This is a genomic window from Arthrobacter sp. MYb227 (genome assembly GCF_002975435.1).
GTDB lineage: Bacteria > Actinomycetota > Actinomycetes > Actinomycetales > Micrococcaceae > Paeniglutamicibacter.
Window position 1 is genome coordinate 192,001 of record NZ_PCPT01000004.1, and the last position, 12,533, is coordinate 204,533.

The 12,533-nt window shown below is 54.0% G+C and carries 13 protein-coding genes; 3 read left to right on the forward strand and 10 right to left on the reverse strand.

The features are described 5' to 3' along the window. Positions 1-144 precede the first annotated feature (144 nt). The 3 genes from CQ018_RS10770 (at position 145) to CQ018_RS10780 (ending at position 2,184) form a co-directional block, all read left to right on the forward strand. On the forward strand, positions 145-519 hold the full coding sequence (locus tag CQ018_RS10770) for a hypothetical protein (RefSeq protein ID WP_146111876.1): 375 nt from the start codon (positions 145-147) through the stop codon (positions 517-519). A gap of 184 nt (positions 520-703) precedes the next feature. Beyond that, on the forward strand, positions 704-1,495 hold the full coding sequence (locus CQ018_RS10775) for an AraC family transcriptional regulator (protein ID WP_105550006.1): 792 nt from the start codon (positions 704-706) through the stop codon (positions 1,493-1,495). Positions 1,496-1,566: 71 nt separating this feature from the next. Further along, positions 1,567-2,184, forward strand: coding sequence for a LysE family translocator (locus tag CQ018_RS10780; protein WP_105550007.1), 618 nt, complete (start codon positions 1,567-1,569; stop codon positions 2,182-2,184). A gap of 149 nt (positions 2,185-2,333) precedes the next feature. Here CQ018_RS10780 and CQ018_RS10785 read toward each other — a convergent pair whose 3' ends face one another. From CQ018_RS10785 to CQ018_RS10825, 10 genes are all read right to left on the reverse strand, one after another. Then, complete coding sequence (locus CQ018_RS10785; protein WP_105550008.1) at positions 2,334-2,783, reverse strand: hypothetical protein; 450 nt, start codon at positions 2,781-2,783, stop codon at positions 2,334-2,336. Between the two features lie 40 nt (positions 2,784-2,823). Then, positions 2,824-3,612: a helix-turn-helix domain-containing protein gene (locus tag CQ018_RS10790; RefSeq protein WP_105550009.1), complete on the reverse strand. Its 789-nt coding sequence runs from the start codon at positions 3,610-3,612 to the stop codon at positions 2,824-2,826. A gap of 81 nt (positions 3,613-3,693) precedes the next feature. Then, positions 3,694-4,317 (reverse strand): CueP family metal-binding protein, encoded by a 624-nt coding sequence (locus CQ018_RS10795; RefSeq protein ID WP_181149845.1) that lies wholly within the window; start codon positions 4,315-4,317, stop codon positions 3,694-3,696. Positions 4,318-4,461: 144 nt separating this feature from the next. Further along, positions 4,462-4,914, reverse strand: coding sequence for a DUF6153 family protein (locus CQ018_RS20320; protein ID WP_146111877.1), 453 nt, complete (start codon positions 4,912-4,914; stop codon positions 4,462-4,464). Positions 4,915-5,119: 205 nt separating this feature from the next. Next, complete coding sequence (locus tag CQ018_RS10800; RefSeq protein ID WP_105550010.1) at positions 5,120-6,502, reverse strand: RIP metalloprotease; 1,383 nt, start codon at positions 6,500-6,502, stop codon at positions 5,120-5,122. Next, entirely contained in the window at positions 6,496-7,731 is a 1,236-nt protein-coding gene (gene dxr / locus CQ018_RS10805) for a 1-deoxy-D-xylulose-5-phosphate reductoisomerase (RefSeq protein ID WP_105550011.1), read from the reverse strand. Before dxr ends, CQ018_RS10800 begins: the two co-directional genes overlap by 7 nt. A gap of 285 nt (positions 7,732-8,016) precedes the next feature. After that, complete coding sequence (locus CQ018_RS10810) at positions 8,017-9,891, reverse strand: P-loop NTPase fold protein (RefSeq protein WP_105550012.1); 1,875 nt, start codon at positions 9,889-9,891, stop codon at positions 8,017-8,019. A gap of 183 nt (positions 9,892-10,074) precedes the next feature. After that, on the reverse strand, positions 10,075-10,488 hold the full coding sequence (locus CQ018_RS10815) for a universal stress protein (RefSeq protein ID WP_105550013.1): 414 nt from the start codon (positions 10,486-10,488) through the stop codon (positions 10,075-10,077). Further along, positions 10,485-12,032: a tripartite tricarboxylate transporter permease gene (locus tag CQ018_RS10820; protein WP_105550014.1), complete on the reverse strand. Its 1,548-nt coding sequence runs from the start codon at positions 12,030-12,032 to the stop codon at positions 10,485-10,487. Before CQ018_RS10820 ends, CQ018_RS10815 begins: the two co-directional genes overlap by 4 nt. Next, positions 12,025-12,531, reverse strand: a complete 507-nt coding sequence (locus tag CQ018_RS10825; protein ID WP_105550015.1) for a tripartite tricarboxylate transporter TctB family protein — start codon at positions 12,529-12,531, stop codon at positions 12,025-12,027. Before CQ018_RS10825 ends, CQ018_RS10820 begins: the two co-directional genes overlap by 8 nt. Positions 12,532-12,533 lie beyond the last annotated feature (2 nt).

Genomic DNA, 12,533 nt, shown 5'->3' on the forward strand with positions numbered 1-12,533 from the left:
GTTAGTTAGCATCTTTGTCTCTATGGCAGAGCTCAACTGACGTGTTGACAAGGACATTTGGGAGTTCAACAGCTGCGATATTCCCGGGACCATGCGTAGAAAGAGAATTCGGTGGGATACACCTCCTGTAGCACTACTGCACTCTTGGCAGGCAATCCCCGTGAGATTTGGGAAGCTTTTACGCATCCTGCCACCAGCAACCTGTCTGCCGAGCACAAGGTCAGGTGGATCATCACTAACCATGCTGATCAGTCGATTCTCGAGTTTCGTGGCAAACAGACCGGCGTGCTGCAGCGGGTCCGGCCGACCATGGAACCTGCCGACCAAGGCTACCGGTTGACCGAAACGATCAGTTTTTCGCCAGCCAGCGGAGGAAAAATTGGTAGCAGCCGCTTTCTGTGGCTACTACTTAGCACCGGCATTTTCTCGAAGATGAGCGATGGCAAGGGCCAAACATTCGACCTGCTGCAGGACTATTTGAACAACGGTGCCGAAAAGACAGCGCACGAGGGATCGTAAGAGTGGCTCGAAGCCATAAATGCTCTGCGCAGCTAGTTCCTGAGTCTCGATTCATAAGACCTTTTGCTCATGGCCCACGTTTAACCATCGAATCTGTCATTAACCTGCACGTTCACGATCGGTGGCCCTGCTTACTGATACTTTTGGAACCAACAGATTCAAGATCAATTTAAGGAACGAATGCGTGAGTGAGTTCTGGCATAGCCCCGCGATACCGCACATTGAATCCCGGCGTTCTTGCAAGGAAAATACCTGCTACAAACAGCACACGCATGAGCGGTTTTCGATTGGCTTGATCGATGCGGGCAGCACGGTTTTCAGTGGTGCAGGTAGTGAATCTCTGGAACTTTCAGCCGGTGATGTCATCATCATTCCCGCTGGCCATGTACACGCCTGTAACCCCGAGTCGGGCACTTGGAAGTACCAAATGATCCATGCCGACGAGACCTGGATCGCAGATCTCTTGCCCGCCGACACCACCCTGTTCAGCGGTATCCACGTGTACACTTCAGCGCACATTCATTCACGTTTTAGCGCCGCCAATGAGCTACTGTTTTCCAATGCCAGTAGCGCGGATATTACCGATGGATTCGGGCAAGCTTTCAAAGAGTGCGCCAAAACAAGACCTTCCCACGTCTTAACCGCCCACACCGAGGCCACGTTGCTCATTAGCTTGGCCCCGGTGCTTGAAAAATTACGCCTCGACGAGCAAAACCCGGTGCTCGAGGAACTCGCTGCAATTGCCGGGATGAGCAAATATCAATTGATTCGTTCGATGAAACGTTCAACGGGATTACCCCCGCTTGCTTGGCGACACAATCAGCGCGTCATCACGGCTCGTGGCATGCTGCGCCTTGGTCATTCGCTCGCGGATACGGCCCATGTCTTGGGGTTCGTGGATCAAAGCCACTTCCACCGCGTCTTTCGATCCCACGTTGCAGCATCCCCGGGTAGTTACCGCAGCGAGCCGCAATAACGTACAAGACTCAACCCATTGATTTCCCGCACCCTTGATGTATCAAGTCATCAAGCATCGCGTAGGGATTCATGGATCAGTTCATTGCCGTAGCAACAGCACATTTTTTAGCCTTGCTGGTCCCCGGAGTCGACTTCTTTCTCATCGCCCGCACGACGTTGGCCAACGGGTGGCGCACCGCCAGTGGCACCTGCCTGGGCATCGCAGCGGCCAATGGCATCTTTATCATTGCAGCATTCTCCGGAATCTCAATGATTTCTCACCCCGCGGTACTGCAGGTGATTCAGGGTGCCGGCGGATTGTTCTTGACCTACATTGGGCTGGTATTTCTGCGTGCCACCATCAGCCTCGAACTGACCAACACCACCCACGGCAGCGGCACCGGGTGGTGGAAGAACCTAGGACTCGGATTTGCCTCGGGCTTTCTGAATCCCAAGAATGCCTTGTTCTATCTAAGTCTTGCCACGGCGCTTTCCGGTGCCGGGGCTCTGCCCCTCATGCTCTACGGAAGCTGGATGTTTTTCGTGGTGTTGGGCTGGGATTTATTCATTGCCGTGCTGCTGGGATCGAACCGCTCGCTGAGCACACTTTCACGATTACTTCCGTTGATGACCAAAACCGCCGGAGCATTCCTGATCCTCTTAGGTGCGGGAATGTTCATAACGCTAGCCATGGATCTGGTGCGCTAAAAATCCGTCGGTGAACTGCCAAACGGTAGATTGCGTTAAGAGCTAAGGGTAACGCTCCGCCTCGCAGAGGCCATTCCCGCAGCAGATTTTCGCACTCCACGGCAAGCAATACATTGAGTTTTCGCGAGCTAACCATCTTTCGTTCTCGCTTAGTTGGGCTCTACGGCATTGATCCGTTGAGCCAAATTATTCAGTCCCGCGAGAATCATTTGTCCATAACCATCCTTGTTGAGGGTCTCGGCTGCGTTCAGTCCTTGACCCACATGATCCCTGGCTAGATCATTTTTGCCTTGGCGATGATACCCATCGGCAAGATTTAGTTGCAGTGAAGGAAGCAGACCGCGAGCGGAGGCAATACCCAGCGGGGCGAGATCCGTATCCTCTAGGAAAGCATGTTCCTTCAAAGCAATCTCATCCCATGCTATTTCCTGCTCAAGATCGTTCTGGGTGTCGGCGAGGTAATGGGCAAGCACGCATCGATGCGTATGATTCGAGGGTTTTGTTGCATTCCAGCAGTCCAACAAGAGCCTGCCGCCGCGTTCTTTCTCGCCGCCAAGTGCTACTGCTATGGCTTCGGTAACGCTCGTCCAGTCATTCATCCGGTGTCCTCCACTATTGATTTTGCTGACTTGTCACACGTTACTGCGCGGCGTTTGGCTGGTATTGGACGAATCGGACATTCGAAGCACGTTTAAACGCCGTGGTTGGGCTTTGTCCCGATAATTCTCGAGTGTCGCGGTTCAGATGGGATTGATCAAAATAACCGCTGGCCACCGCTAGCTCGGCAAGTTCTAGATTCTTGCGCTGGGCAACGTCAGTAGCCGCACGACGCAGCCGAAAGATACGCATGAGTACCGAAGGTGGCAGCCCAAAGTATGTGAGGCACCGGCGGTGAAGCTGCCGATTAGATACGTCGGAAAGATCTGCGATCTCTGCCACACAGTGTTCCCCGGCCCGAATCAACCCGGCCACCTTGGTAACCCATTGATCTACGAAACCACCCGTTGCCCTGGCAAGGAGGAGTGTTCTGAGTCGTTCAAGAGGTAATTGTGGGAACAACGAGGTGGCGGATGTGGTCTCGGCTCTCCCCCACAATTCTTCGATGGGCACTCGTGCATCACGCATTTTGTCCAGCGGTACCCCGGCGATGAGCTGGCCCCACTCCATACCGATGCGCAATCCATAAACTTCTAAGCCGCTACGCTCGGGCAGCCAAGGACAGGTTTGCGGGCCAAGCCACCATATTTGTTCATCGATGAGCACCAGCCCCGTCAACCCATCGGGCGAAACAAGAAACCCATGATCGTTTGTGGTTGTAAGCGAATAATAGGACTCCACCAAACCAGTACTCGCACCAGGCAAGTGAAGGTTTGTAGCCACGGTGAACCGCTGGGGTTTGCCGAGGTTCTGAGCGGCGGTTCGGTGCATACAATTCACTGTATATCTCTCATCCCCGGTGAGGTCCCGGCTCCCGTGTGAGAATCAGAACCTCACCGAGTTAGCTGGCGTTTAGCTCAGCTGCATGGTGGTCAGGCAGGTAGCATCTTCGCTCGTTGCTGTGGAAATCGGTGACGTCGCACTCAGCTCGCCTTGCTCCACGCTCAGCGTTGCCTCGATCCCGCGCGGCAACCAAACCCCAACGAAACCATTGTCAAAGGTCTTCACGGTCTTATCGACGATCTTCTCACCGGTCTTCACATCGGTGATGGTGACCGTGACTTCTTCGTTCTGCATTTCACCCAAGCACGTGGTCAGGCTGTGGAAGTGGCAGTCGTGTGTTTGTGTCTTGAAGGGAGCAAACGATAGGTAAAACTGATCTTGTGGGATCGGCAGGGAAACCTGCTGCTTCTTCTTATCGATGAGGATCAGCTCATCCGGGCGAACCGAGGCCATCAGATTACTTGGACGTTCGGCGACCGGCAGGGAATCGAGCTTATCGATCATCTGGCGCGCGTCGAGGCCCGCAAGATTATTTGCGCTCAAGAAGGCATCGCTTTCGGCTTGCGATACTGATGGGGCCGCGGATTGCTGGTTATTGCTGGTACAGCCCGTGAGCGCCAGGGCACCAATCGCCAGTGACGCAAAGACTGTGATGGCTAGCGGTTTGCTCTTCTTAGTGGAAACAGTAGACATGGGGGGTGGGTATTTCCTTTGAAATCAAAAAACTGGGTGGCATTAGCACATGTCTCGGTGGCAGCTCAAGGCGCGCCCAAACGATCCTGATCCCTAAACCATGGGCAGGCATCCCCTAAGGGAAGTGAAGTACTTCGTCCCGACTCACGTACGGCTAATACACAATTCTTGAAGCGATGGCGTACGCGTAAATATCCCGAGTATTGGACTAAAGACCCGGTGAGGACAGCTGAACCATTCCCCGCGTAATACTTTGCCCGCTGGCCGCCGCAGAATAATCAGCGCACCAAAAAGAGCAAGGAAGCATGCTGCCCCGGCAACTAGATGCTGGCTATGCGCACCACAGTCGGCGCATCCGCCGAAGGGTATTCCCTCAACAGCATGTCGGGAAGTTGAGGTACCGACCATCGTGTTGCTCTGCATCGAGCTTACCGATGCTGAAGTGTGCTGTGGCGCTGCGGACATGCCATGTAGATTCAGGCCATGCATCAGCAGCAATCCGATGATGATGCATGCCACAACAAGACTTCCCAGGAGCACAAAGCCGAGCAAGGACTTTCGACCGTGCCCACCCGAGGATGCTGGCTTAGAACTCATCGCTGTAAGACTACGTGGCGCGGCTGTGTAATTCATAAGCAAAAAGCGCCACGGCGTCTGATGCACCTTTTCGCCGGCTAAAACCTTCAGGCCCACCCGAGCTTGCACCATCTGGTCCTGGATTGTTCCAGGCACCCCCAAGACAATGGCCTCCTGACCTTCCCAAAGTTGGGGAGGTCAGGAGGCCATTGGCGTTTAGCTGAGGTCAGCCAAAAAGTTTGACTGGTTTAACAATATCGGCGTATATCAATACCGCACCCATGACCAGCATGCCCACGGCAACCACATAAGTCAGCGGCAACATCTTCGCGATATCGACAGGTCCCGGATCCGGGCGACGGAAGATCTTGGCGAAGAAACGACGCACCGACTCGTACAGCGCACCCAGCACGTGGCCGCCATCAAGTGGCAGCAACGGGATCAAGTTGAAGACGAATAGGGCAATATTTAGTCCACCGATCAAAGAGATCAGCGATGCTGCCTTATCGGCAACACCGATCTGATCCATGGCACTGATCTCACCGGCGATGCGCCCCACACCCACCACGGAGACCGGGCCATTGGGGTCACGAGGTGCATCGCTAAACGCCGCCTGCCCCACGGCAAACACACGTGCGGGAAGATCAAGCACAATCCCTGCAACGCTACGGATCTGGGAACCCACCATGGGCAGTACCTCGGAAACCGGCTGAGAAATATTCTCCACCTTGGAGCCCATACCAATGAATCCAACATCAATGGTCTTGGGAGTTCCATCGGCGTTGGTGACCGCACGGCCATCGGCATCAATCACCGGGCGTTCGGTCTTGTACGGAGTGATGCTCGTCGAATGAGCAACCCCATCACGTTCATAGGTCAGCGGTACCGCTTCACCCGCGTGCGAACGGATCGCCTGAGTCAGTTCCAGCCACGCAGTTTTCTCCACGGGTTCACCGTTGAAGGAGGTAATGGTGTCCCCCGGGCGCAAGCCCGCGGCATAGGCAGGTCCCGGCGCATCGGTGGACTTACATCCATTGTTCACGGCCGGATCACGCTGGGATTCTTGGCTCAACGGAACCACGCACTGGTAGACCTCTGCCACGGTGCTGGTCTGTGCCGGGGTTCCAAAACCAACTGTGACAATTCCAACCATGATGATGCCCAGTAGCAGGTTCATGGTGGGGCCACCGAGCATGATGATAATGCGTTTGTAGACCGGTAGCTTGTAGAACATCCGGTTCTCATCCCCGGGCTGCAGCTGTTCGGCGGCTGCGCTGCGGGCCTCATCGGCCAGCTGTTGGAACATCCCGGTGGAGGATTTACGTAGCGCCGGTGCATCGGTGGCACCCACCAGGCCCTTTTGTTTGGCCGGTGGGTACATGCCGATCATCGAGATGTAACCACCCAACGGGATGGCCTTGAAGCCGTATTCGGTTTCTCCGCGTTTGAACGACCACATGGTCTTGCCAAAGCCGATCATGTATTGCGGGACGCGGACCTTGAACAGCTTGGCTGGGACCAGGTGACCGACCTCGTGCAGACCGATGGAGATGCCAACGGCAAGCACCATGATCAGCACGCCGAGGATGAAAAGAATAATACTCACAATGCTTCCAAACGTTTGGCGGCAGTATTTCGTGCCCAGGTCTCGGCGGCCAGTACCGATTCAACGCTCAAGGCGCCGGGTTCTGGGGTGTAGCTTTGCAGGATTGCTTCGATGGTTTCAACGATATCCGTGAAGCGAATGGTTCCCGCATGGAATGCCTCAACAGCTTCCTCATTCACCGCGTTGTACACGGCCATGTGGGTAGCCGAGGCCGCCGAGGCGCTCTTGGCCAGTTCAATGGCGGGGAAAGCTTGCACATCCAACGGTTCAAAGGTCCAGGCCTGGGCCTGACTGAAATCGCAGGGCCGTGCAGCCCCTGGCACTCGATGCGGCCAACCAATGCCCAAGGCAATGGGTAGTGCCATATCCGGGGGTGAGGCCTGAGCGATTGTCGATCCGTCAATGAATTCAACCATCGAGTGAACCATTGACTGTGGGTGAACCACCGCCTCGATACGATCCAGTGGGATATCAAAGAGCAGGTGCGCCTCGATAACCTCAAGAGCCTTGTTGACCATTGAGGCCGAGTTGGTGGTGATGACCTTGCCCATGTCCCAGGTGGGGTGAGCCAGCGCCTGGGCCGGGGTGACATCCCGTAGCTGGGCATGGCTCCAGCCACGGAACGGTCCACCCGAGGCGGTAACGATCAGCTTGTGCACTTCCTCGGGTGTTCCCGAGCGCAGAGCCTGGGCCAGGGCCGAGTGCTCGGAATCGACGGGGACCAGTTGCCCCGGGGCTGCTGCTTCCTTGACCAATGCCCCGCCAACAATCAGCGATTCCTTATTTGCCAAGGCCAACAGGTGCCCGGCGTTTAGCGCGGCAAGCGTGGGTGCCAGTCCGATGGATCCGGTAATGCCGTTGAGTACCACATCGGCATCGGGGAACCCGGCGATCTGTGTTGCTGCATCGGTACCGGCAAAAAGAAGTGGTGAGTAGTCAGATACCTTGGCCAGAGCCGCAGCGTTCTTGATTGCCGTGGCAAGAGCGTCAAGGTCTGGATGTGCCGAACCCACCGCGGGTGCGCGGGTGGCAACTGCCTGGGTTGCCAGTAGTTCTAGGTTGTAGCCACCGGAGAGCGCGGCAACACTGAATCGGTCCGGGGCATCGGCAATCACCTCAAGGGCCTGGGTGCCAATCGATCCGGTGGATCCAATCAGCGTGACACGCCGAATACTTCCGGGGACCGGAGGAATGAATGGTTTTGAAGGCTGCGCTGTACTCACCTCATCCATTATGGTCGGTGATTCTGTGTCAGCCCAATGGAGATTTTATGAACCGACGTGATTTATTGGATGAGGTGACGCTAGTTGCACCAAATTTTGGTTGAGGGATCGACGGAGCAACTTTTATGGAAACAATTTCTTATAAGAAATTCCGAACCGCTATCACCATTTGGACAATACAGGGCACCCTTGAACCTAAAGATCTATGGCCAATTTTCAGCTAGGACTTCACAGCGGTGGCGACAGAAGATTTCGGAGATCTGTTGTCACCACTGCTGAGAAATATGGTTCGCGCTATCTCGAGGCCACAAGATTTTGTAGTGAGTTTCCCGATTTATCATGGGCTAACGCAGCGTAGAACGGTCGGACTGCTGTGACAAGAGCACTTACCTGCGCTGGAGTTTTGAGCATTGTCACTTCAACGATGACATATCGCTTGTTAGCTTGCGTGAAGCGGCGCACTTTTGGTCTCTCCGTGTTATCGGTCGACGAATCAGTCTCCATAAATTGACCGACTATTCTGGTTTCGAAATTCTGAGCTTCGTTGTAGAGGTCGTCAATCGATAGGGCATCGCTTTTGAACTCGAACGCAATCTTTAAATCATTAGCTCTGATAGTAAGCAACCCAATGCGTGCTTGGTCTTGCCTCATACGCATCGTCCAATCAATCGGATTGGTTTGGGCAGCAAATGCTTCATCCAGCAACGTGAGTTCATTTTCGAACTGGAACGCCAAGTCGACAAGTGATTCAGAACGTTTCTCTACCGATCGCAACCTTCGTTCATTCCGGTCGAAAGTTCGAGTGACTCGTGATTGCGTTGCTCCTCCCGAAGTGACACTTGTGATGGTCGACTGACTAAATGCACTGTTGAAAGCTTCCTTAGAGAATTCTCCCTTGATTGTGAATGCTCGTGTTAACTCTTCATAGAAATGGTCAAGCAGTCCAATCTCGTCCGTGGGAATACCCCAAGTAGTATTTTTCGCGTCTTCATCAAATTGCGCATATCGCAAGAATTCATCAGCTGGTTCAGAATGTCGAGCGCTGTCAGCTATAGCCGCATAAGCTTCGGGAAACGCGGTTTGAAGACATAACGTTCCGAAAAGGTGAAGATCACGACCGAAGTCATCCTTCTCCTTAGCCAATATTGATTTGAGGAGCAAAAACGTATTTAACAGTCGTTTTGTAGATCTTGGATTCGAACCTACAGATGCTGCCGAGAGTTCCATGAACTTCTCAAAATCATCGGACACATTCTCAATTCCGGCTAGCTTTAATCCCTGCTCAAAAAAGGCCTCCATCTTGTAACGCGCTACAGGCATGTGGAATGGAACTTGAATAATCTTGTCAAAGAATGATCGTGCTTTTCGTTCTGATACTGATGTGCTGTATTTCTCCTGCACTCCCATCTTCACTACGTCAAAATCAATAGCCAACACGAACACACAGTTCTGGACGTCAAGAAAGACCTTGATCGCTTCCATCACTTCGATAGCTCTCCCCGGTGCGAGGCGATCAAGATCGTCAATAAAAACAACAACCCTTTGATTGGATTCGGCCACTGCGAATTCAAATGCTTCACGAAGCGATGCAAGAATTTTCACACTGTCTGGTTCTTCCACGTTTGCTTGCATAAGCTCTGAACCAGTTTCAATTGCTGCCCCAACGGCTTTCGCTGCCATGGCCATCCCGGCAATATCAAGCACCGCTGGCACTGTTTTACTGGCGTATATTCTTCCTGCGCGCAGTATCAGACGAGTTAGGTTTTCGAATTTTCCGGACTTCTGGTTTTCTGGTTGGTTTTCTTTCAGTCCTTCAGCAATTGCTTTGAGCATGCTGATTGCCAGATTTTCGCCTAGGTCAAACTGTGAATACTGCCAAGTGTTGAAGAATATTGTCTGAACGTCGTTTCGTTCATCCCTAAGCTTCTTTCCGATTTGAAGCATGGCACTGGTCTTCCCTGTCCCCCAAGCACCCTGCACGGCAAGAGTCATTGGAGACGGGCAGGTATTTATGAAATCAACCAATCCATCAATGTACGAAGAAATCGACAATGAATCTTCGATTGCCGGGACGTCATCAAAACCTAAATCACGGCTGCTTTTCCGCACAATTTCCACCGATCTGTAAAGTAATTCTGAGGGAATCGGCATTCTGTCTGCCGCATCCATTTCCCAGCGAACATACCATTCAAGATCAGGCTTCTAGCCCTGATCAGCAATTATTCGAGATATTACGCAGACTAAAGCGATCCGAAAACCCTATTATTTTAGGTAATACCGGAGCTTCCAATCGCTTCAACAGGTTGCTACAATCTCTTGCTTCCCATTCCTCTCTGAGATTCGGTTTACGATTTAGGCCTTGACCGCCAAAACATTGCAGTCCGCCTGTAAAAGAATCCGTTGGGAGTCGGATCCCATCAACATCTTGCCCACCGGCGAGCGCCTACGCACACCGATGACTATGAGTTCTGCATCAACTTCATCGGCTGCTTCGATCACATCATCACTGGCTAGCTGTTCGGAAACGAATTGACGGACCTCGTACGTGACTCCGCTTTCTTGAAGTATGCTGTGCAGCGTTGCTAGGTCATCGGAGAAGGCGTAGTTCTTATCGACTGTGCGATCGGCTCGAGTTGAGTTGATGACCAAGAGTTTTGCATCTCGGCGAGCGCATTCGGTGATTGCGGCCTCTAGCGCGGCATGCCCCAGCGGGCTTAGCACATATCCAAGGACTACGGTCCTTAGTTTCTTATCAGGTATTCTCATTTGCTTTCCTCAAGTTCTGGTTCAAGCTGAACCGATTCCATCTTCTTCTGTGCTCGTTTGATGAAGAAGGAGGCAACAAACATGAGGATCAGTGCTCCATAGACCACCCAGGTGAACGGTGTTGAGACCAAGGCGCTGCGATCATTTTGGGAGATTTGAAGGCCTCGGCGCAGCTGAACTTCAAACATGGGGCCAAGGATCATTGCCACAACCATGGGGGCTACCGGGTAACCGTATTGGCGCATGAAGAAGCCAAGGACCCCTATGACCAACAGGATTCCTACGTCCATGAGCGCGAAGTTCAGCGAGTAGGCACCCAGGGCACCAAAGACCAGGATTCCTGCATAGAGGTAAGGTCTGGGGATCTGTAGGATCTTCACCCACAGGCCAACCAGTGGCAGGTTCAGGATCAGCAGCATCAGGTTGCCGATGTAGAGGCTGGCGATCAGCGCCCAGACCAGCGCACCGTTGGTTTCCATCAACAGCGGACCGGGCTGAATCTGGTAGCGCTGGAATGCGGTGAGCATCATCGCTGCGGTTGCCGTGGTGGGGATGCCCAGGGTCAGCAGTGGTACCAGGACCCCGGCGGCCGCAGCATTGTTTGCTGCTTCTGGACCTGCAACGCCTTCTATGGCGCCGTGCCCAAATTGCTTCTTGTTTTTGCCCTTGGCAAGTTTTCGTTCGGCTGCGTAGGAGAGGAATGTTGAAACATCCGCTCCCCCTGCAGGAACCGTACCAATGGGGAAACCAATAAAGGTTCCACGCAACCACGGCTTCCAGGACCGCTTCCAATCATCCTTGCTCATCCATTTGGCACTATTTCCCGATTCGGTGCCCATGCTCATGACCTCAATCGGTCCCTTGCGCATGCGGGCCGCTACATAGAGTGCCTCACCCACGGCGAAGAGGCCAACTGCCACGAGCACCACGTCGATGCCGTCGGTCAGTCCGGCGATGCCAAAGGTGTAACGCTGTTGGGCGGTGGTGTCATCAACACCTACCAACCCAATGAACAGGCCTAAGAGCAATGAGGCCATGCCGCGGATGATCGATCCGCCCAGTAACGCACCAATGGTCAGGAAGGCGACCACCATGAGGGCCACAAAGTCCACTGGACCTAAGTTGATGGCAAAGTCCACGATAATCGGAGCCAGGAAGGTCAGCAGCACGGTGGCGATGGTGCCTGCCACAAAGGAACCAATGGCTGCGGTGGCAAGAGCCGCGGCTCCGCGTCCCGCCTTAGCCATCTTGTTACCCTCCAACGCTGTGACAATGGAGGCAGACTCACCAGGGGTGTTCAATAGGATCGAGGTGGTCGACCCGCCATACATGCCACCGTAGTAAATTCCGGCAAACACGATCATTGCCGCGGTTGGTTCAAGGGAGTACGTGATGGGCATCAGCAGGGCAACGGTCATGGCCGGTCCGATACCCGGCAGTACACCAACTGCTGTGCCAATGAAGACACCAAAGAGCGCGTAGAGCAGGTAGACGGGCTGGGCCGCCGTGGCAAAGCCCTCCATGAGCATATTGAGGTTATCCATTGAGGAACTCAAGTCCTTCCAGCAACGGGCCGCGCGGTAGGGATACGCCCAGCAGCCCACCAAAGAGGTACTGCAAAACCAGGGCCAGGATGATACCGATGAGCACCGAACGCCAGAACGGCTTGGCACCCAACGCCCAGGCTGCACCAATGAACATTACTGCCGCTGCAACGGGCCAACCGGCCGGTTCGATAAGCACAATGTGGATGATGACAAAGAAGGCGAGTTTGCCGATGGTAATCCAGTCGGTACTGGCTTCTGCGTCAATGTCTTCGCCGTCCTCGGCATCACCGAGCTGGCCGCGGAGCGCCTGGATGACCAGGCCCGCTCCAACGACCAACAACAGTGAGCTGACGATGTAGGGGAAGGCCCGTGGGCCCATACCGAACTCCAGATCCGGAACCTCAATGGTTCCGGCGAAGATCACTCCCGCTACACCGAGTACTACGAAGACCAGCGCAAAGAGAACTTCTCCCAGATTCTTCTGCGTGGTCTGCATGA

Coding starts and splice junctions, on each gene's coding strand:
- CQ018_RS10825 (WP_105550015.1), bottom strand. CDS start 12,531: ATGCAGACCACGCAGAAGAATCTGGGAGAAGTTCTCTTTGCGCTGGTC.
- CQ018_RS10815 (WP_105550013.1), bottom strand. CDS start 10,488: ATGAGAATACCTGATAAGAAACTAAGGACCGTAGTCCTTGGATATGTG.
- CQ018_RS10795 (WP_181149845.1), bottom strand. CDS start 4,317: ATGTCTACTGTTTCCACTAAGAAGAGCAAACCGCTAGCCATCACAGTC.
- CQ018_RS10810 (WP_105550012.1), bottom strand. CDS start 9,891: ATGGATGCGGCAGACAGAATGCCGATTCCCTCAGAATTACTTTACAGA.
- CQ018_RS10780 (WP_105550007.1), top strand. CDS start 1,567: ATGGATCAGTTCATTGCCGTAGCAACAGCACATTTTTTAGCCTTGCTG.
- CQ018_RS10820 (WP_105550014.1), bottom strand. CDS start 12,032: ATGGATAACCTCAATATGCTCATGGAGGGCTTTGCCACGGCGGCCCAG.
- dxr (WP_105550011.1), bottom strand. CDS start 7,731: ATGGATGAGGTGAGTACAGCGCAGCCTTCAAAACCATTCATTCCTCCG.
- CQ018_RS10785 (WP_105550008.1), bottom strand. CDS start 2,783: ATGAATGACTGGACGAGCGTTACCGAAGCCATAGCAGTAGCACTTGGC.
- CQ018_RS10790 (WP_105550009.1), bottom strand. CDS start 3,612: ATGCACCGAACCGCCGCTCAGAACCTCGGCAAACCCCAGCGGTTCACC.
- CQ018_RS20320 (WP_146111877.1), bottom strand. CDS start 4,914: ATGAGTTCTAAGCCAGCATCCTCGGGTGGGCACGGTCGAAAGTCCTTG.